The sequence below is a fragment of the Sphaerisporangium rufum genome (assembly GCF_016863395.1).
Taxonomy (GTDB): domain Bacteria; phylum Actinomycetota; class Actinomycetes; order Streptosporangiales; family Streptosporangiaceae; genus Sphaerisporangium; species Sphaerisporangium rufum.
The window spans coordinates 1-19,056 of sequence record NZ_BOOU01000006.1; the positions used below are offsets into that span (position 1 = coordinate 1).

20 protein-coding genes are annotated in these 19,056 nt (G+C 73.4%); 7 read left to right on the forward strand and 13 right to left on the reverse strand.

The window, feature by feature from the left end:
- Positions 1 to 743, forward strand: a 743-nt coding sequence (locus Sru01_RS02090; RefSeq protein WP_203982102.1) for an acetoacetate decarboxylase family protein, incomplete at its 5' end; no start/stop codon positions are given.
- Here Sru01_RS02090 and Sru01_RS02095 read toward each other — a convergent pair.
- Complete coding sequence (locus tag Sru01_RS02095; protein ID WP_203982103.1) at positions 734 to 1,003, reverse strand: type II toxin-antitoxin system RelE family toxin; 270 nt, start codon at positions 1,001 to 1,003, stop codon at positions 734 to 736. The genes Sru01_RS02090 and Sru01_RS02095 overlap by 10 nt on opposite strands.
- On the reverse strand, positions 1,000 to 1,287 hold the full coding sequence (locus Sru01_RS02100; RefSeq protein ID WP_203982104.1) for a type II toxin-antitoxin system Phd/YefM family antitoxin: 288 nt from the start codon (positions 1,285 to 1,287) through the stop codon (positions 1,000 to 1,002). The genes Sru01_RS02095 and Sru01_RS02100 overlap by 4 nt, the downstream gene beginning before the upstream one ends.
- Before the next feature lie 145 nt (positions 1,288 to 1,432).
- Here Sru01_RS02100 and Sru01_RS02105 point away from each other — a divergent pair, with 145 nt between their 5' ends.
- Complete coding sequence (locus Sru01_RS02105) at positions 1,433 to 2,086, forward strand: class I SAM-dependent methyltransferase (protein WP_203982105.1); 654 nt, start codon at positions 1,433 to 1,435, stop codon at positions 2,084 to 2,086.
- A 60-nt stretch (positions 2,087 to 2,146) separates the two neighbouring features.
- Here the strand turns inward: Sru01_RS02105 and Sru01_RS02110 are convergent, their stop codons facing one another.
- The 6 genes from Sru01_RS02110 to Sru01_RS36120 all read right to left on the reverse strand — a co-directional run bounded on the left by Sru01_RS02110 (position 2,147) and on the right by Sru01_RS36120 (position 8,960).
- Entirely contained in the window at positions 2,147 to 3,025 is an 879-nt protein-coding gene (locus tag Sru01_RS02110) for a glycosyltransferase family 2 protein (protein WP_239136777.1), read from the reverse strand.
- Between the two features lie 294 nt (positions 3,026 to 3,319).
- Positions 3,320 to 4,087, reverse strand: coding sequence for a CDP-alcohol phosphatidyltransferase family protein (locus Sru01_RS02115; RefSeq protein WP_203982107.1), 768 nt, complete (start codon positions 4,085 to 4,087; stop codon positions 3,320 to 3,322).
- The gene (locus Sru01_RS02120) at positions 4,065 to 5,105 is read right to left on the reverse strand and encodes an iron-containing alcohol dehydrogenase family protein (protein ID WP_203982146.1); all 1,041 of its coding nucleotides are present in this window, start codon (positions 5,103 to 5,105) and stop codon (positions 4,065 to 4,067) included. Before Sru01_RS02120 ends, Sru01_RS02115 begins: the two co-directional genes overlap by 23 nt.
- A 76-nt stretch (positions 5,106 to 5,181) precedes the next feature.
- A complete protein-coding gene (locus tag Sru01_RS02125; RefSeq protein ID WP_203982108.1) occupies positions 5,182 to 5,916 on the reverse strand; it encodes a phosphocholine cytidylyltransferase family protein in 735 nt (244 codons plus the stop codon).
- 135 nt (positions 5,917 to 6,051) lie between these two features.
- Positions 6,052 to 6,675: a DUF5941 domain-containing protein gene (locus tag Sru01_RS02130; RefSeq protein WP_203982109.1), complete on the reverse strand. Its 624-nt coding sequence runs from the start codon at positions 6,673 to 6,675 to the stop codon at positions 6,052 to 6,054.
- Positions 6,672 to 8,960 (reverse strand): CDP-alcohol phosphatidyltransferase family protein, encoded by a 2,289-nt coding sequence (locus Sru01_RS36120; protein ID WP_275412131.1) that lies wholly within the window; start codon positions 8,958 to 8,960, stop codon positions 6,672 to 6,674. Before Sru01_RS36120 ends, Sru01_RS02130 begins: the two co-directional genes overlap by 4 nt.
- Before the next feature lie 269 nt (positions 8,961 to 9,229).
- Between Sru01_RS36120 and Sru01_RS02145 the strand changes: the two genes are divergently transcribed.
- A complete protein-coding gene (locus tag Sru01_RS02145) occupies positions 9,230 to 9,964 on the forward strand; it encodes an IspD/TarI family cytidylyltransferase (protein ID WP_239136780.1) in 735 nt (244 codons plus the stop codon).
- Positions 9,965 to 10,009: 45 nt separating this feature from the next.
- Here Sru01_RS02145 and Sru01_RS02150 read toward each other — a convergent pair whose 3' ends face one another.
- A complete protein-coding gene (locus Sru01_RS02150; RefSeq protein ID WP_203982148.1) occupies positions 10,010 to 11,023 on the reverse strand; it encodes a glycosyltransferase family 2 protein in 1,014 nt (337 codons plus the stop codon).
- A 105-nt stretch (positions 11,024 to 11,128) separates the two neighbouring features.
- Between Sru01_RS02150 and Sru01_RS02155 the strand changes: the two genes are divergently transcribed.
- The gene (locus Sru01_RS02155; RefSeq protein WP_239136782.1) at positions 11,129 to 12,622 is read left to right on the forward strand and encodes an LCP family protein; all 1,494 of its coding nucleotides are present in this window, start codon (positions 11,129 to 11,131) and stop codon (positions 12,620 to 12,622) included.
- Positions 12,623 to 12,628: 6 nt separating this feature from the next.
- On the opposite strand, the gene Sru01_RS02160 is transcribed toward Sru01_RS02155, so the two are convergent.
- The 3 genes from Sru01_RS02160 to Sru01_RS02170 all read right to left on the reverse strand — a co-directional run bounded on the left by Sru01_RS02160 (position 12,629) and on the right by Sru01_RS02170 (position 15,996).
- The gene (locus tag Sru01_RS02160; protein WP_203982111.1) at positions 12,629 to 13,459 is read right to left on the reverse strand and encodes a phosphoribosylaminoimidazolesuccinocarboxamide synthase; all 831 of its coding nucleotides are present in this window, start codon (positions 13,457 to 13,459) and stop codon (positions 12,629 to 12,631) included.
- Between the two features lie 44 nt (positions 13,460 to 13,503).
- Positions 13,504 to 15,030 carry a serine hydrolase domain-containing protein gene (locus tag Sru01_RS02165; protein WP_203982112.1) on the reverse strand — a complete coding sequence of 509 codons (1,527 nt, stop codon included), beginning with the start codon at positions 15,028 to 15,030 and terminating at the stop codon, positions 13,504 to 13,506.
- A gap of 354 nt (positions 15,031 to 15,384) precedes the next feature.
- The gene (locus Sru01_RS02170) at positions 15,385 to 15,996 is read right to left on the reverse strand and encodes a TetR/AcrR family transcriptional regulator (protein WP_203982113.1); all 612 of its coding nucleotides are present in this window, start codon (positions 15,994 to 15,996) and stop codon (positions 15,385 to 15,387) included.
- Between the two features lie 267 nt (positions 15,997 to 16,263).
- Between Sru01_RS02170 and Sru01_RS02175 the strand changes: the two genes are divergently transcribed.
- Positions 16,264 to 17,025 (forward strand): DUF998 domain-containing protein, encoded by a 762-nt coding sequence (locus tag Sru01_RS02175; RefSeq protein WP_239136784.1) that lies wholly within the window; start codon positions 16,264 to 16,266, stop codon positions 17,023 to 17,025.
- A gap of 29 nt (positions 17,026 to 17,054) precedes the next feature.
- Here the strand turns inward: Sru01_RS02175 and Sru01_RS02180 are convergent, their stop codons facing one another.
- Positions 17,055 to 17,648, reverse strand: coding sequence for a TetR/AcrR family transcriptional regulator (locus Sru01_RS02180; RefSeq protein WP_203982114.1), 594 nt, complete (start codon positions 17,646 to 17,648; stop codon positions 17,055 to 17,057).
- A gap of 92 nt (positions 17,649 to 17,740) precedes the next feature.
- Between Sru01_RS02180 and Sru01_RS02185 the strand changes: the two genes are divergently transcribed.
- On the forward strand, positions 17,741 to 18,244 hold the full coding sequence (locus Sru01_RS02185; protein WP_203982115.1) for a hypothetical protein: 504 nt from the start codon (positions 17,741 to 17,743) through the stop codon (positions 18,242 to 18,244).
- Positions 18,241 to 18,933, forward strand: a complete 693-nt coding sequence (locus tag Sru01_RS02190; RefSeq protein ID WP_203982116.1) for an SGNH/GDSL hydrolase family protein — start codon at positions 18,241 to 18,243, stop codon at positions 18,931 to 18,933. The genes Sru01_RS02185 and Sru01_RS02190 overlap by 4 nt, the downstream gene beginning before the upstream one ends.
- Positions 18,934 to 19,056: the final 123 nt, after the last annotated feature.

Sequence of the window (19,056 nt, forward strand, 5' to 3'; positions counted from 1 at the left end):
AGGGCCGCCGGGTCGCCCTGCCGGTTGAGGTCCGGGACGCCACCTCGGGCGCCGCGATGTACCTGGTCCGCGCGGAGGCCGCCCGTGCGGTGCTCGCCTACGGCGATCTCGACGTCGCCGAGGTGCTGCCCGGCCGGGCGCTGTGCGTGCTGGGGTTCGTCCGGTACCACGACGGCGATCTCGGCGCCTACCGCGAGTTCGGCATGGGCTTCGTGGTCCGCCCGCCCGGCGCCGGCCGCATGCCGCGCCGCGGCGTGCTGTCCGGCCTGGCCGGCCTGCGCGCGCACCCGCCCGGCGCGTTCGTGCACTGGCTGCCGGTGGACCAAGGGTTCACCCTGGCGGCGGGCCGGGCGATCTGGGGCTTCCCCAAGGAGATGGCGGACATCGACCTGCGGCTGTCGTCACCGTACAAGCGATGCGTGCTGCGCAAGGACGGCCGGCTGGTGCTGGACCTGCTGCTCAAACCCGGGCTGCCGGCGCCCGCCCCGATCCGCCCGCTGCGGCTGGACGCCTACACCCGGCTGGACGGGCTGACCCGGCGGGTGCCGTGGACGCTGCGCCCCCGGGGCGTGCGCGTCCGCCCGGGCGGCGCGCTGATCCGGCTGGGCAACCACCCGATCGCCAAGGAGCTGAGCGAGCTGGGCCTGCCCAGGCGAGCCCTGCTGACGGTGACCGCCGCGCACGCCGCCTTCACCTTCCACCCCGCCGAGCCCGCCCACCCCACCCCGGAACGTCACCGGTAGGCGTCCCGCCGGTACTTGACCGTTTGAATCGTCACCCTCCGTCGCGCCTCGTCGATGAGGTAGACGACCCGGTAGGTACCCCGGCGTGCCACATGCAGCCCTTCGTATGGCTCTTGCAAGGGCTTACCGACCCGCCACGGATCCCGGGCGATCGCACCGGTGATCAGCTCCCAAGCCGCGGCGGCGACCACCGCTGGGAGACCCGAGGTCAGCGCACGACGCGCCGGCGGAGTGAGAATGACGGCGTACCGGTCGCTCACGCACTCGCCTTGCCCAGTCGAGCCGCCATGACCGCGGCCATCTCCTCCTCCGTCGTCAGGTCTCCGCGCGCTTCCGCGGCCGCCGCCTCCACCAGGTCGGCGCGCATCTCGGGATCGGCGAGGATCTCCAGGGTCTCCTGCAGGGACTCCCACTCGGCGACGGAGAGGATCACCGCGTGCGGCCGGCCGTTCCTGGTCAGCGTGAAGTGATCATGCTCGCGGGCGGCTCGGTCGGCCAGCTCGGTGAGTCGATCCTTGGCTTCGCTGATCGGGATGAGTTCCATAGCGCCATACTAGTCTTCTGGCCGGAATCCCGGCCAGATTTCCTGCCATCCACCAGGCCCCGTCCGGGCCAATCACATTATGAACGGCTGTTCATTCCTGGATATGGTAGGTCACCAGAGGAAACGAACAGCTGAAGGGACGGACATGGGCCTGGGCAAGATCCTGCACGACCACTCCGAACACGCCGGGCGGCACGAGCACGGCGGCACCATCGACCGGCCGCGCGCGTACGACATCATGACCTGGGTCCTGTTCGGCGGCGGGCGGCGCGCCGCCTTCACCCGGATGGCCGCCCTCGCCAAGCCGCGCTCCGGCGACCGGATCCTGGACGTGGGCTGCGGCACCGGCTACCTCACCCGGATCCTCTCCCCCGTCGTCATGCCGAGCGGGCACGTCACCGGGCTCGACCTGGCCCCGGAGATGGTGGAATACGCCCGCCGCCGCGCGCCGGGCAACTGCGACTACGTGGTCGGCGCCGGGCAGGACCTGCCGTTCGACGAGGGATCGTTCGACACGGTCATCTCCACGTTCGCCGTCCATCACATTCCGGGCGGCCTGCGGGCCGCGGCGATGCGCGAGATGTACCGGGTGCTGCGGCCCGGCGGCCAGTTGCTGATCATCGAGTCCCGGCCGCCGGCGAGCCGGCCGGCCCGGGACCTGGTCCGCCGGTTGAGCCCCGCCATGCGGCACGCGCCGGAAGACCTGCTGGGCACGATGGTCCCGGACGCCGGATTCGAGGTGGAGTCGCAGGGCCCGCTGCCCGGGCTGCGGTATCACGTGCGGGCCCGCCGCCCCTGACCCGCCGCGCCGCCGGCTCGGCACCACGTGCGGGGCCCTGGCCGGCGGTACCGCCCGGGTTCAGACGATCGGCGGGCGGCCCAGGCGGAGCATGCGCCAGGCGGTGCGCCAGGCCATCGGCCGGCGCTCGCCGGCCGGCTCGCGCAGGCCCTCGCCGAACCCGCGGAACCAGGACCGGATCGCCACCGACGAGCGCTCGCGCACCAGCGTCAGCAGGATCCAGTCGAGCAGATAGACGCCGGCCAGCGGCCAGGGCAGGTTGCGCCGGGCCAGCCACACCCGGTTGCGGGCGTTGAGCCGGTAGAACTCGGCGTGCCGGGTGGGCGGCACCTGCGGGTGGTACATCACCGCGTCCGCGTCGTACTCGATGCGGTAGCCCTCGCCGAGCAGCCGCCAGGCGAGGTCGGTCTCCTCGTGGGCGTAGAAGAAATGGCCCGGCAGCCCGCCCACCTGCAGGAACGCCGAGCGCCTGATCGCGCAGGCGCCGCCGAGGAAGGTCGTCACCGGCGAGGAGCGCTGCGGGTCGCCGGCGCGCAGCCGGGGCACGTGCCGGCGCTGGCCGGCACCGCCGTCGGGGTCCATCACCCGGAAGGAGATGACCGCCAGGTCGGGCTCGGCGGCGAACCGCTCGCGCACGTGCGCGGCGACCTTGTCGTCGGCGTACCACCCGTCGTCGTCCAGGAACAGCACGACGTCGCCGGTGCACTCGCGGACCCCGACGTTACGCCCCTCGGGGATGCCGAGGTTCTCCTGGGTGCGGATGATACGGACCGACGCGGCGCCGTGCGGCGGCAGCTCGGCCAGCTTCGGGACGTCCGCGCCGTTGCCGACGACCACCACCTCGACGTCGCCGTCGGTCTGGGTGACCGCGGACTCGACGGCGCGGTCCAGCTCGGCGATCCGGTTCCCCATCGTGAGGATGACACAAGAGATCTTCAACGCGTCATCGTCCTGACGCGTGGAGAACGCATGTAGTCATGATCACCGTGTCTGTCTGCGAAAGGCACCGCGGCTCGTGTCTCAATCCTGCGAGGCAAGCGTATCGGAACTGCCGGCGAACCCCGGCCAAACGGCAGCGGTCCGCGCGGCGTCGGCGAGCCGACAGAGATACGACGCCGGAGCGGCACGCCCGGTTCCGGCGTTCTTCGCCGCCCGCCCGGAACCACCCGCGGCGGGCGGCCGGCCCGTCCGGGATGTCCCGGGCGGCGGGCCGGCCACCGGACCCAGGGCGGATCAGGCGAGCCGCCGCGAGGCCAGGATGCTCACCAGGTGCAGCACCGTCTGCAGCGCGGCGAACACCGCGCAGGCCACGGTGAGCAGCTGGGTCGCCGCCAGGCCGCCGGCCACCGCGTCCCACACCGCGGCGACGACCGCGGCGATGGACAGCTCCACCGCCTGGAAGAGCCGGTGGAAGCGCAGCGCGGCGACCATCCGGCGGGCCGCGCCGAGCCGCCGCGAGGCGAACTGCCCGGCGGCCGCCTCGGTGGTGGCCGCCAGCCCGGACCGGGCCCGGGCCACGTCCACCAGGTCGGTCTCCGACTTGATCAGGATGGCGCCCAGCGCCGCGGCGCAGCCGAGCACGGTGTACCAGTCGGGCAGGACGACCGACGCCCGGAAGCCCAGGCCGACCAGCAGCGCCGCCTCGGCGAAGTAGTGACCGACCCGGTCCAGGTACACCCCGGTGATCGAGGTGCGGCCGGTCCACCGGGCGAGCTCGCCGTCGGAGCAGTCCAGCAGCAGGTAGAGCTGGACCAGCAGCGCGGCGGCCACCGCCGCCCACAGCCCGGGCAGCGCCAGCACCGCGGCGGCCACCAGCCCGGTGACGATCATCAGGCCGGTGACCTGGTTCGGCGTGATCCGGGTGCGGGCCAGCGCCCAGGTGACATAGATCGACAGCTTGCGCATGTACAGCGCGCCGGCCCAGTGCTCGCCGGAGTTGCGGTCCATCGTGCTGTGCGGCTGGGCGACCGCGCGCAGCTCAATGACCGAGGGCCCGGACATATTCCTCCACCCGGTCGCGCACCTCGGCCTCGGACAGCCGCAGGTGCTCCAGAATCGTGTAACGGCCGGGCCGGGTCGACGGCGCGAGCATCACCGCGGCGGTGAACTGCTCGGCGCTCAACCCGACATCGGCCGGGGTGACCGGCAGCTCGTGGCGGCGCAGGCAGCCGGCCACCAGGGAGAGCATGCGCTGGTCCTCGCGCAGGTAGTAGCAGAACGCGGCGCCGACGCCGGCCAGCTCGCCGTGGTTGGACGTGCCGGGGTAGAGCTGGTCCACCGCGTGCAGGATCTCGTGGTCACCACCGCTTCCCGGCCGCGAGGAGCCGGCCACCACCATCGACATGCCGGACAGGATCAGCGACTCGGCCAGCACGGTGAGGAACGCGTCGGACTCCACCGAATCGGTGCGGCCGAGCACCGCCTCGGCGCTGGTGCGCGCCATGGAGACCGCCAGCCCGTCGATCGGCTCGCCCCGCTCGGCGTTGCCGAGCTGCCAGTCCTCGATCGCCGACAGGTTGCTGATCACGTCGCCCGCGCCGGACCGGACCAGCCGGGGCGGCGCGTCGTGCACGAAGTCCAGGTCGACCAGGATGGCCAGCGGCATCGGCACGCCGAACGACCCCTTGCCGCCCTCGTGCTCCAGCGAGGACACCGGCGAGCAGATGCCGTCGTGCGACAGGTTGGTGGCCACCGCCACCATGGGGATGCCGGCCAGCGACGCGGCGTACTTCGTCACGTCGATGGTCTTGCCGCCGCCGATGCCGACCACCGCCTCGTAGGCGCCCTTGCGCAGGTCGGCGCCGAGCGCCACGGCGGCGTCCACCGAGCCGTCCGGCACCCGGAAGACCTCGGCCTCGTCCAGCGTCGGGGTGATCAGGCGGGTGATGTGGTCGCCCTGCCCGGCGCCGACCGCGACCGCGACCCGGCCGGAGGTGGCGACCCGGCTGTCGGCGAGCAGCCCGCCGAGGCCGGCCACCGCGCCCCGGCGCACCTCGACGGTGAGCGGCGCGGTGAGCATTCTGGCTAGCAGTGGCATCCGCGCCCCCGCCCGTCGGTGCCGGCCGGCCGCGGCGCTCCGCCGGGACGCGCGCCGGTCAGTACGTGCACGCGATCTCCCGGGCCCGGGCCAGGTCGTCGTGGTTGTCCACCTCGACCCAGTCGACCTTCCCGATCGGCGCCACCGCGATCTTCTCGCCGCGGGCGACCATCTCGCCGTAGCCGTCCTCGTAGTACAGCTGCGGGTCACGCTCGAAGGTGGCCCGCAGCGCGTCGGCCAGCCGCTCGGCGGCACCCGGGCGGATCAGCGTGGCGCCGATGTACTCGCCGGCCGCCTCGGCCGGGTCCATCAGCTTGGTGATGCGCCGCAGGTGGCCGTCCTCGTCCAGGGTGACCTTCATCTCCTCCTCGGCGAGCTGCTTGACGTCGTCCACCGCGAGCAGGATGTCGCTGGTGGGCGGCGCGGCGAGCAGGGTGCGCTCCACCGAGACCGGGTGCACGGTGTCGCCGTTCACCAGCAGCGCGCCGGCCGCGAAGTGCTCGCGGGCGCACCACAGGGAGTAGGCGTTGTTCCACTCCTCGGCCTTGTCGTTGTGCACGAGGGTGAGCCGCACGTCGTGCCGCCGCTCCAGCTCGGCCTTGCGCTCGTGGACGGCCTCGGCCGCGTAACCGACGATCACTACGACGTCCCGCAGGTCCACCGCGGCGAGGTTGCGCAGCGAGATGTCCAGAATCGTGGTCTCACCATCGACCGGCACGAGCGCTTTGGGCAGCGTGTCGGTGTACGGCCGCAGGCGTCGTCCGGCCCCGGCGGCCAGCACCATTCCCAGCAACGTGCACTCCTCAGTAAGAGCCAGAGTATGTAGGCCCAAACCTTAGTTGGCCGGTCGGGCTGAACGCGCAATCGGCGGTGCATCTAGTCCGTAATGGGACCGGTGGGATGATATGCGGCCGGTGGGATCGCACGCTCACTCCTCCGCGGCGAGGTCGGCGGTCTCCACCCCGGTCCGCGGCACGGCCAGCCAGCAGGTCACGCTCTCCCAGCAGAACAGCGCGGTGAGATACACCGCGAGCAGCGCGTACCCCGTGGTGGCCGCGCCGAGCAGCGCGGCGAGCGCGGCCAGCAGCATGCGGCCCTCCCAGCCGAGCCCGGCCGAGGCCAGCCACCCCGGCGGGGGGAAACCCTGCCGGCAGCGGTGGACGACGTCGTAGTGATGGAAGATGGTCGCGCCGAGCACCACGAACACCAGCGGTGTCGGCACCGACCAGGCGAACCCGACGGCGGCCACGAAGCCGTACTCGGTCAGCCGCAGCAACGGCGGCACCAGCCAGTCGAGCCGGCCGTCGTGCTGGTGGGAGCTGCCCGGACCGGCCAGCAGCAGCGCCACGGCCGGCGCGAAGACGGCCGGGCCCTGCGCGCCCGCGATGCCGAGGAACAGCATCACCCCGGTGACGAACGCCCCGGCCAGCGCCGGAGGCAGCGGCGGCAGCTGGCCGGCGACCAGCAGACCGGCCCCGCGGGCCAGCACCCCGTCGTCGCGGTAGGTCAGCAGCGCGCCGCGCGGCGCCGGGGCCGGGTGCGTGGGGGTCATGGACGGCGTGACCTCGCGATCCGGCGGGTGAGAGTGGAGATCGCCGCGAGCCCGCCGACGGCCAGCAGCGCCAGGAAGGTGATCCGCGCGTTGAACAGCGCGGCGGTGACCGCGATCAGCACCATGCGCTCGCCGGCCGGCAGCACCGTCACCGCCGTCGCCCACCGCGGGCCGGTGCCGGGGCGTTCGGCCGGCGGGCCGGCGCCACCGGCCCGGGCGGCGCCCGACGAGAAGCCGATCATGTGCCGGACCGTCTGGAGGATCATGGCGGCCGCCGCCAGCGCCCAGATGCCGTCCGGGCCGGTGGCGCCGGACTCCGTGCCCGCCGCGTACCCGATGGCCAGCCCCACGTAGACGACGTACTCCGCGAGCCGGCCGCAGATGGCGGCCAGCCAGGCGCCGAGCGGCGAGACCGTGCGGGTGTAGCGGGCGAGCTGCCCGCCGGCCCGGTCCAGCACGAAGGACAGGAAGAGCAGCACGGCGCCGGCGACCTGCGCGCGGCGCAGGCCCGCGGAGAACGCGACGGCCGCCAGCCCGGCCAGGCCTACCGACAGGCCGGTGACCGCGTCGGAGGTGAGCCCCATCCGGGCGGCCGGGCGGACCAGGTACCGCGACCAGGAACTCACCAGGAGGCCGGCGGCCAGGCCGTCCTCCGCCCGGACCGCGGCGGCCAGCCGGGCCGCCGGCTCGTCCACCTCGGCCAGCCGGGCGAGGGCCGCCTCGGCGGCCGGCAGGTCGGCCACCCGGTAGCAGCGCAACCGGCCGAGCGGCGCCGCGCGCACCGGCACCCCGACCCGCACCAGCCCGGCCAGCAGCAGCTCGGGCACCTCGGAGGCGTCCACGTCGCCGAGCCGCCGGTCGGCGGCGAGCGCGGCCAGCTCGTCGGCGACTTCGGCGAGCGCGGCGAGATCGCGCTCGGCCACGTAGATGACGCCGCGGAAGGAGCCGTTCGGGTCGCTCACGGTGTGGAAGGAGTTCCCCGCCGCGATCACCCGCCCGTTTTCGGTCCGCACCGGCGGCCCGTCCCCGGCCGCGTTCCTGGACGCGTCCCCGGCCGCGTTCCTGGACGCGTTCCCGGGGACACCGGTGGGGGCGCCGCCCGGGGGGCCGCCCGGGGGGCCGCCGGGCGGCGCCCCGGGCGGGACGCCGCCGGTGCCGCCCCGGCTCTCGGGACCGGCGGGCGGGGACGGGTGGGGGGAGACCAGCGCCCCGGTGACGCGGGCCGGGTCGGCGAGCAGCAGGGCGAGAGCGGCGGTGTGCGCCACCAGGTCGCCGGGGAGCACCGCGACCGGACGTCCGGGGGCCCGCTGCGCGCGGGCGACCTCGGCGACCTTGCGCAGATCACCGGCCAGGTCCGGGCTGGACACCGTCTCCCGCAGCCCGCCGGGCCGCTCCGGGGCACCCGGCGGGGCCATGGCGGCCGGGACACCGCCGGAAGACGCGACGGACGGGACGCCGCCGGAAGGCGCGGCGGACGGCCGGATCGCCGGGATGACCTCGGTGGACTCGCCGGCGTCCAGGATGACCTCGGTCGGCTCCTCGCCGCGGGCGATCAGCTCGCCGTTGCTCTCGGCGGCGGGCCGGGGCGCGGGGGGCCGCCCGGCGGGCCGGTCCGGCGCCTCGTGCACGACCACCACGGTCGCCTCGGACCGGGACCCACCCGCCTCCGGCCGCGTGCCGCCCACCTCGGGCCGAGGCCCACCCGCCTCCGACCGGGCTCCAGCCGCCTCAGAGCGTGCTCCACCCGCCTCGGGCCCGGACCTGGCCGCCTCAGAGCGTGCTCCACCCGCCTCGGGTCCGGACCTGGCCGCCTCGGGCCGCGGGCCGCCCGGCCCGGGCCGGTCCGGCGGGGCGCCGCCGCCGGCCATCGGGACACCGGCCTCCCCGGGCGCCTCGTCGCCGGCGGCGGGCTGGACCGGCACGGCCACCCGCACGTCCTTCGGCCGCCCACCGGTACCGGACGGCGGCCCCCCGGCCGGCGTGCCCTCGGCGGAGGCGGCGCCGTCCCGCGGGCCGGCGGGGGCGGCGTCCGGAGGCGGCGGCGGACCGGCGGACCGGGTGACCACGCACAGCCGGCGGACCGACAGCTCGGCCAGCTGCCCCGCCAGCCGGCCGGTGAGCGTGTCACCCGCGACCGCCGGCCGGGCGCCCGGCGTGGTGGCCAGGATGACGGCGACCGCCGGTCGTGGCGGGGGCGCGGCCGGTTGGGCCGGGGTGCGGGCCCGGCCGGCGGAGGGCGGGCGCCGCGGCGGTCCGTCGGGGGGTGGGTACGCGGGCGCAGCCAACCGGGGGTCTCCTTCCGCGACCGGCAGTTTCCACCTCGCAACGTAACCGAGCCGTCACTCCCCCGGCAATCCCTATCCGCGTGTCCGCCGGACGGCTCCGCTGGTCGACGGCCGGGTGCCACCGCCACCGGGTGGACGATTCCGGCATCACGCCCGGCCGCCGGTCACTCTCCGCGACCGCCCGGCTTCCCGGCGGACCGGCCGGCGGTGGCGGCCGGCGTCCGATCAGTAAGGTCGGGCCGGAACGTCTCGCGGAAGGAAGACCTGCTTTGACCCCATCACCGCCCCGCCCGCGAACCGTCGGAGTGGTCCTGGCCGGCGGCACCGGGCAGCGTGTCGGCGCCGCCGTGCCCAAGCAGCTTCTGGAGCTGGCCGGACGCCCGATCATCGAGCACACCATCGCCGCCTTCGAGGCGGCCCCCGAGATCGACGAGATCCTGGTGCTGATGGCGGCCGGCCACACCGCCGAGGTGGAGACCCTGGTGCGGCGGGGCGGGTATGGCAAGGTCACCGCGGTGGTGGAAGGCGGGGCGAGCCGCACCGAGTCGACCCGGCGGGCGCTGGCCGCGCTCGGCCCGCGGGAGTGCCATGTGCTGCTGCACGACGCGGTGCGCCCGCTGCTGCCCCCGCGCGTCATCACCGACTGCGTGGCGGCGCTGGCCACCCACGCGGCGGTGACGGCGGCGATCCCGTCCTCGGACACGATCGTGGTGGCCGCCGCCACCCCGGGCGGCGAGCTCATCCGGGACGTCCCGGACCGGTCGGCGCTGCGCCGGGTGCAGACGCCCCAGGGTTTCCACCTGTCGGTGATCCGCGAGGCGTACGAGCGGGCGTACGCCGACCCGGGGTTCGGCGACCGTCCGGCGACCGACGACTGCGGCGTGGTGCTGCGCTACCTGCCGGAGATACCGATCCACCTGGTGCCCGGGGACGAGCGGAACATGAAGGTGACCCACCCGGTCGACCTGCTGATCGCCGCCGAGTTGCTCCGGGCGGCCCGCTGAACCCGGCCGGGTCCGGCGGGCCGCCCCGTCGGCCGTATCGGCTGGTCAGCCAGGACGGCCCAGGCTCGCCGGGCTGGTGAGGAAGCCCCAGCCCCACGACATGTGCATGGTGGCGTACACCAGCGGCAGCCGGACCAGCGCGGCCGGCGGCAGCCCGCGGCCGGTGAGCACCGACCCGGCGAGGATCGCCAGCAGGTAGGCCCCGGGCACCAGCAGCGCGGGCCAGAAGAATGGGGCGGCCAGCAGGCCCAGCAGGATCGCCAGCACCGCGATCGGCGGCGCCAGGTAGCGCAGGTTGATCGTGCCCTCGTGGGTGCGGGCCACCACCCGGCGCCAGCGGCCGTAGTGGAAGTACTGTTTGGCCAGCGCCGGCACGCTCGGCCGCGGGCGGTAGGTGACGCGCATCCGCGGCTGGAACCACACCAGGCCCCCGGTCTCCCGGATGCGGTGGTTCATCTCCCAGTCCTGGGCGCGCTGGAAGTGCTCGTCGTACCCGCCGACCCGGTGCAGCGCCTCGCGGCGGAACACCCCGAGGTAGACGGTGTCGGCCGGGCCGGCCTGCCCGCCGGTGTGGAAGCGCGCGTTGCCCACACCGATCTTGGACGTCATCGCGCGCGCCACGGCCTGCTGGAACGGCGTGATGCCTTCGGCGGCCATGATGCCGCCCACATTGTCGGCGCCGGTCTCCTCCAGCGTCTCCACCGCCACCCGCAGGTAGTCCTCCGGCAGCATGGCGTGCCCGTCGACCCGGGCGATGATCCCGTACCGGGACGCGCCGATCGCCGCGTTCAGGGCGTTCGGCGTGCGTCCGGTGGGGTTGGCGACGACCGTCACCCGGGGGTCCTCGGCCGCGAGGGCGTCGGCGACCTCCTGGGTGCGGTCCTGGGACGGGCCGACGGCGAGCACGACCTCGACCGGTCCGTCGTAGCGTTGCGCGAGTACCTGCCGCACGGCCTCACGCAGGTGGCGCTCCTCGTTGAGCACCGGCATGATGACCGAGATCGGCGGCCAGACCGGGGTGGCCGGGCCGGTTCGGGGCGAGTCGGGGAACTCCTTCATGGCGGCGCTCACGCTACTGTACGAGCGGGTGGGGACGGCAACCCACGGGCGGCGGGCCGCGTCCTCACCGGTGAGCGTTCTCGGTTCTACGAGGGGGGCACGACGGTGAGCGACGACGACTCCGCCGACTCCGCCGACCCTGGCGTGCACGTCGGCGGCGACGCCTACGGCGGCGTCCGGCTGGCCGCCCGCCGCAGCCGGCGGGTCCGCTCGGGCATGCGCGGCATCATCCTCACCGGCGCCCTGTCCGCCGCGGTGCTGGCCGGTTCCGGCGCGCTGTGGTTCCTGTCGGCGTACGCCGCCAACACCGTCAAGCCGATCGAGGCGGGCACCGCCGGCTCCGACGCGCGCGGCGCGATGAACATCCTGCTGGTCGGGGTGGACCGGCGCGACGACCTCACCCGGCAGCAGCAGAACCGGCTGCGCCTGGGCCGCGAGGTCGGCCGGCGCACCGACACCATGATGGTGATCCACGTGTCGGAGGACCACTCCAAGATCACCGTGATCAGCCTGCCCCGGGACAGCTGGGTGGACATCCCGGGCAACGGGCAGCACAAGCTCAACGCGGCCTACTCCCTGGGCGGCGCCAAGCTGGCGGTGCGCACGATCAAGTCGCTCACCGGCTTGGAGATCAACCACTACGTCGAGGTGAACGTGCTCGGCTTCATCAACGTGGTGGACGCCATCGGCGGGGTGTCGGTGTGCACCCCGGTGGCGATCAACGACCTGCACACCGGCTTCCGGCTCCAGCCGGGCACCTACCGGCTGGACGGCGTCAAGGCGCTGTTCTATGCGCGCACCCGGGCCACCGCGCGGGCCGACCTCGACCGTATCGACCGCCAGCAGCAGGTGATCTCCTCGCTGCTCCAGCGGGCGCTCAGCAGCGGCACGCTCGCCAACCCCGCCCGGCTGCTGCCCCTGGTCGACTCCACGCTGAAGACCCTGACGGTGGACAAGGCACTGGCCGCCAACCTCCTGGAGCTGGCCGAGCAGCTCAAGGACGTCTCCACCGACGACGTCGCCTTCACCACGGTGCCGCTGGCGAACGTCGACTACAAGGCGCCGACCGGCGAGTCGGCGGTGCTGTGGGACAAGGTTGCGGCCCGCGATCTGTTCGGGCGGGTGAACCGGGACGAGGCACTGGTCAAACCGGTCAAGCCCGCCAAGCCGGGCGGTGCCACCCCGTCGGCGTCGGCCACCCCGTCGGCGCCGGCGCTGACCATCCCGCCGGCGCGGATCGCCGTCCGGGTGCTCAACGGCACCACGATCAAGGGCCTCGGCGCGCGCGCCAAGGCCGACCTGGTCAAGCAGGGCTTCCAGGTGCCCGGCATCCCCACCAACGCCGGCACGCCGGACGCGGTGGACACCCTGGTCCGCTACCCGGCCGGCCGGGAGGACTCCGCCCGCACGGTGGCCGCCGCCATCCCCGGCGCGAAGCTGCGGGAGGCGGACGTCACCGGCATCGAGGTGGTCGCCGGTACGAAGTACTCCGGGACCAAGAAGGTCACCGTCACCGAGCCGCCGGCCGGCACCCCTACCCCGTCCGCCACCGCCACCCCGGCGGCCCGTACCGCCACCGACAACATCTGCAAGAAGTGATGCGGGCTACCAGGTGCGGCCGGTGATGCGCTCGTAGGCCTCGACGTAGCGGGCCCGGGTGGCCTCGACCACGTCCGCGGGCACCTCGGGCGCGGGCTCCGTGCGGTCCCAGCCGGTGCCGGTGGCCCAGTCGCGGACGAACTGCTTGTCGAACGACCGCTGCGCGCGGCCCGGCTCCCACTCGGCGGCCGGCCAGAACCGCGAGGAGTCCGACGTCAGCACCTCATCACCCAGCATGAGGGTGCCGTCGGCGGCCCGGCCGAACTCCAGCTTGGTGTCGGCGATCAGCACGCCGCGGCCGGCGGCCAGCTCGGCGCCGCGCCGGTACACCTCGAGGGTGAGCCGCCGCAGCTCCTCGGCCGTCCCGGCGCCCTCGCGCGCTTCCACGTCCTGGAAGGTGATGGCCTCGTCGTGCGCGCCGAGCGGGGCCTTGGTCGTCGGGGTGAAGATCGGCTCGGGCAGCCGGGAGCCGTCCGCCAGGCCGGCCGGCAGCGCCACTCCGGACACCGAGCCGGACGCCTGGTACTCCTTGAGCCCGCCGCCGGTCAGATAGCCGCGGGCGATGCACTCGACCGGGATCATCTCCAGCCGCCGGCAGCGGACGGCCCGGCCGGCGAACTCGGCCGGCACGTCGTCCGCCGAGATCACGTGGTTGGGCACCAGGTCGGCGAGCTGCTCGAACCACCACAGCGACAGCGCGGTGAGCAGCTTCCCCTTGTCCGGGATCGGTGTCGGCAGCACGACGTCGTACACCGACACCCGGTCGGAGGCCACCAGGATCACGTCCCCGCGATCCTCGTAAACGTCCCGGACCTTCCCGGAGTGCAGCAGCCGCACCTTGGCCCCCTACCGTCCCGCCGACGTCACCGACGGCCGACAGGTTACCGAACGGGCTGTCGCACCCCGCCGTCCAGGGCGTCCGCTCGCGGCCCGCGCGGGCGCCGGACGGCGAACGCCACCCGGCAGCCGGCCAGGACCAGTCCGGTGAGCGCGGCGGCGCCGAGCAGCCCGTAGACCGACGGCATCGCCCGCAGCAGCTGGTGCTGCCCGAACACCCGCCCGCTGAACGCCGCGGTCAGGGCGGGCAGCGCGGCCAGCAGCACGGCGGGCGCGAACAGCCAGGGCAGCACCAGCAGGTGGCGCCAGACCGGGTCGCCGCGCCGGCGCGCCGCCCAGGCACGGAACCGCACCAGCCGGCGGCCGCGGACCATCAGCACCAGGATCGTCAGCCAGGTCAGCGGCAACTCGATCGCGGCGAACGGAAGCCCCGGCTCCGCGCGCCGCCCGTCCAGGATCGCCGTCACCCCCTGCATGATCGCGTGGTATGGCGCCAGGGCGTTGCCGGAGTTGAACAGCAGCACCACCCCGCCGCGACTCGCCCTGTCCAGCGACGCCTCGGCGTAGTAGGTGGACAGCACGCCGTTGTGGGTGAGCCGAGCCGAGCCGTCCGGGGCGCGTTCGGCCGTCCAGCCCATGCCGTAGGCGGTCCCGGCGACGCCGGGCGGCGGGGTGCGCATCAGCTCAAGGCTCGCGGGCGTCAGCAGCCGGCGGCCGGCGTACTCGCCGGTGCTCTGGACGACCAGCCAGCGCGCCATGTCGTCCGCGGTCGACACCACCGACCCCTCGCCGCCGAGGAACCCGTCCAGCTCCGGCCGGGCCACCGCCACCCCGTAGACCAGGACGTGGCCGTTCTCCGGCGGCGGCGCGCCGCGCGGCCCCCGCCCGTAGAGCACGACGCTGGTGCCGCGCATGCCGAGCGGCTCGAAGATCGTGGTGCGCAGCGCGGTCTCGTACGGCCGCCCGGTCACCACCTCGACCACGCGGGCGAGGACGTCGTAGTTGGGGTTGAAGTAGTGGAACCGGGTGCCCGGCGCGCTGACCATCCGGGCCGCCCGCAGGCTCACCACCCGGCCCGACAGGTCGGCCGGCGGCGGCATGGTCTGCTCGGGGAACCCGGTGTCGGCCAGGCCGCTGGTCTGGTTCAGCAGGTGCCGCACGGTGATCCGCCCGCCCCGGGGGTCGGCCACCCGGAATCCCGGCAGGTAGTCGGTCACCGGGGCGTCCAGCCGCACCCGGCCCGCCTCGACCAGCCGCAGCACCGCGGTGGCGGTGAACGCCTTGGTCAGCGAGGCGATCCGGAACCCGGAGGCCGGCGTGACCGGCCCGCCGCCTCCGGTGTGCCCGAACCCGCGGACATGGACCACCCGGCCGTCCCGCACGACCGCGAGCGCCGCCCCCGGCAGCCGCGCGGCGGTCAGCCGCTCCGCCACGAACTCGTCGACCGCCGCGAACCCGCCCCCGGACCCGGCCCCCGGCCCGATCCGCGGCGCGAACGGCCACCACAGCGCGGCGGGAACCACCATCAGCAACAGCAGCAGGCCACCCCACCGCATCCCCCGACTCGACATGATCGAAGGCTACGCCCGCGCCCTTCGCCCGCCACCGGCGGGGAACCGTGCACTCACGGCCGCTCGCCGTCGCGGTCCGCGCGCATCCGGCGCACCAGGCCGGCGGTGATGGGATGGCGAGGGCGTGGACCTGCAAGGTGACGGTCCGCTCGCCACCGCGGACCTGCCCGACATCCTCACCGCTGTCCTACATCCGCGAAGGCGACCTGCCGACCGTCCAAGAGCTCGACCGCCTCGGCCGCCACCTGCTGCTGGAAAGCAGGACCGACGCCGGAGCGGCGGGCCCGACGGGGCGCCGCCGCGACGTGAGGCCCTGGCTTTGAGACTGTCCTCAGCTGCCCGGATGGCGGCGGCTCACGACCCTTGCGGCTGCGCTTGTCGCCCTCCGGCCTCGTAGGGCGCCCACCCCTTATCGAGAAGGTGGAACCCCGCATCGATGGCCGCCGCCGGATCGGGCTCACGGATGGCCATGAGCTGAATCTGCAGGGCAAACCGGACGTAGAACCGGATCTCTTCGCTTGGCTCCTCCAGCGCGAATTCCTGGGTGATCGCCGCGGCCAAGGCTTCCTCCTGCCGCAACCACATCTTCTCCGCGTAGTCGACCAGAGCCGGCGTCTCCTCCATGAGAGCGAGTATTCGGCTCTGCGGCTCGGATCTGAGCGCGGCGATTTCGGAGAGGTAATGGGCCTTCAGCGCGTCGGAGATCGAGGTGCCCGTCATGCGGCCACTCACCGCAGCGACCAGGTGGTCGCGCCGCTCGCCTTCGTCACTGAAGACCAGCGCTTCCTTGTGCGGGAAGTGTGTGAAGACCGTCTTGGGCGACACATCGGCCGCATCTGCGATCTCGCGCACGGTCACCGCATCGAAGCCGCGTGCGAGGAAAAGCGTCGTCGCCGCCTCCAGTATCGCCGCCCGCGTCGCCGCCTTCTTGCGCTCACGTCGGCCCGCCGTCGCTGCATCCACCATGGCGCACACCCTACACCCGAACACTAAGTATATTGACAGTAAAAGTAGTCTCGATATAGTTAGTGAGTGAGTGAAGTCAGGCATCCTCGCTCATGGCGTACTCGTTGACGGTTACCGGGCTCCTAGGCAATGAGGTCTCAGCCCAGCCGCTCGCCCTCCGGCGCGCCCGAAGGTCGCCGCCGTCGATCGGGAGTCGCAGGCACAAGCAAGGCGCGTCAATCTCCGGCGGGCCCTCCCGCCGATTCCGCCACCAGAAGGGACCCGACCATGTCCGAAGCAATGGACTCACGGCCTAAAAGTCGCGAGATGCCTGCCTCCGGCGTGCGCTTGCCCGCGCAGCGCCGAGTGGCGGGAGCGTTGCTCATCGCCGGGCCGGCGATCTTCCTGCTCGGGGAGTTCGTCGCCGCCGCAGCATGGACCGACCCCGCCTACAGCTACACGCACCATTTCATCAGCAACCTCGGAGTCCACGGGCCCTCGACTCTGTTCGGGCAGTACATGTACTCGCCCCTGGCCTGGGTGATGAACGCCGGATTCCTCCTATTCGGGATCACGATCCTGGCCGGAGTGGCCACACTGCGCGACCTGACGGGCGGCCGCCGTTGGGCCGTGCTCGCCCCCGCGACGCTGCTGGCCGTCAGCGGCGTCCTGCTGGCGCTGTTCCCCGGATCTGGCGAGGCACTCGACAACGGCACCGGTGAGTACCACAGCATGGGAGCATTCGCCGGCTTCGTCGGCGGGAACGCGCTGGTCATCGTGCTCGGAAGCAGATGGCGGCGCATCGGCATCTCTCCGCGAACGGGGCGAGCACTGATCACGGTCGGCGTGATCGGCCTGCTTTCAATGGTGCTCTACCTCGCGATGATCTTTACCGCGGACGACACCCCCGTCGGCATCATCGGCCTCATCGAACGCGGCGCCGTTCACCCGTTCTTGATCGGCCTCATCTGCGCTGGAGCACCGATCTGGAAGCGGAAGACAGTGAACGAACCCCTCGCGTCCCGCGTCACCAGGGAAATGGCGGCCTGACGCCGAACTCTTCGAGCACTGCGGCCCCGTCAGGGTTCGCGTGCCCCCGTTTCGGCCGCCGCGGAGCCGGGCGCGCGATCGAACAACAGGTCGAGCGCACGCTGCGCGACTTCACTCCGGGTGTGCTGCTGGTGATCGGCGGCCAGGAAGTGCACGCCGATGGCCATGCAGAAGGCGAGCAGGGCGCGAGCCTCGATCTCCTCCGGGTCCGAGCAGAAGGTGCCGATCATCTGGCGCAGCAACGCCATCCGCCGGTTGTCTACCGCGTGCAACCGCTCGGCGACCACCTCGTCGCGCCGCGCCCAGCTGCGGATCGCCAGGTCGATCGGCAGCAACCGGCTGCTCGAGAACGTGAGCACGCCGGCCCGCTGGATCCGGCTGCGCGGGTCGCCCCCCTCACGCTGGACGCGCGCGATCACCTCGTCCGTGCTCTCGCGCTCCCACACGTCGAGCATCGCGCGCAGCAGCGCGTCACGGTCGTCGAAGAAGCCGTAGAAACCGCCCTTGGTGACGCCGAGCCGCTTCGCGAGCACCTCGACCCGGACGGCGTCCGGGCCGCCCTCGGCCAGGACCAGCAGGCCCTCCTCGATCCACCGGTCGCGGGGCGTGCGGGTGGCACCCACGGCGTCTCACCTCGTCCTGTTGTATACGCAACCGTACATTTCTGCTAGCGTGCCAATGTACGGTACCGTATATCACGAATGGAGCTGTCCCTATGAGCGTAGGCGCGGCCGTCAGCACCGTAGGGACCGAACGTCTGCCCGCGCCGGTGCGGGCCCTCAGTTCCCTGTCTCGGATCGACTATGCCGACCACTTCGTGCTACCGACCGACGCCGCCGCGACGGCCGAACGGTGGGCCCGGGTGATGTTCGGGGACAGGCCCGACGCCGTCGAGCTGTTCCTGTGGCGGGGCCTACTGGGCCTGCGGCTCGGCCGGACCGTGTCGGCGGACACCGTGGCCGGCTGGCGGATCGGCGAGCGGGGTGACGGATGGATCCGGCTCGAGGCCACCTCTTGGTTCCTGGCTGCCGACCTGGTCGTCCAGGCGACCGGTGACAGCGTGGCCCTGGGAACATTTCTCCGCTACGACCGCCGGCCGGCGCACCTGCTCTGGCCTCCGCTGTCGCTCCTGCATCGCCGGCTCGTGCCCGGCGTACTACGCAAGGCGGCGTCGCGGATCGAGGCGGACGAGGCCCGCGGCGGGGTGTCGGGCCGATGATGAAGGCGTTGGACCGGCCCATCGCCGCGATGCAGGGCTTGTGGCTCAAGGCCACCATCAAGATGGCGCCGCCGGCGGCCGGGCCGACCACCGGCATGGCCGGAACGTCCATGGCGGGCCGGCCCTTGCGTGTCGCCGTCCTCGGTGACTCCACGGCGGCCGGGTGCGGAGTCGACACCCATGATGAGAGCTTCACCGGGTGGCTCGCCCGAGAACTGGCCTCGCGCACGCGGCGGCCGGTGCGGTGGCAGGTGGTCGGCCAGTTCGGCGCCACCGCGCGCCGTATCCGCTATCGGCTGCTGTCGGAGATCGGCGAGGATCTCGATGCGGCCGTCCTCCTGGCCGGCGGCAACGACGTCATGGGCGGCCGGCTCCCCGACGAGTGGGCCGCGGACCTGGCGGCCATCGTCGACGATCTCTCGGCGCGCTCCGGCCATGTGATCGTGGCCGGCACCCCGCCCTTCGCACTGTTTCCGTCGATCCCGCCGGCCCTCGGCCGGGTGTTGACCGCGCGCGCTGAGGCACTCGACAAGGCCTCGCGCGACATCTGCCGGACGCGCCCGAGCACGACCTGGGTCACGATGACCGAAATCCCGCCGCGGCATTTCTTCGCAACGGACCGATTCCATCTTTCGGCGGCCGGCTACCGGCGCTGGTCCCAGATCATCGCCGACCACATTCCGATCTGACGGGTCGCGCACGCTTTCAGATCATCCAGCGGTCAACCGGTCCGCCACGAACGCGTCGACGGCTGAACCCCGCCCCTGCCCTCGACTCGGCCCGCAGCGCGAACGGCGACCGCGAAATGCGGT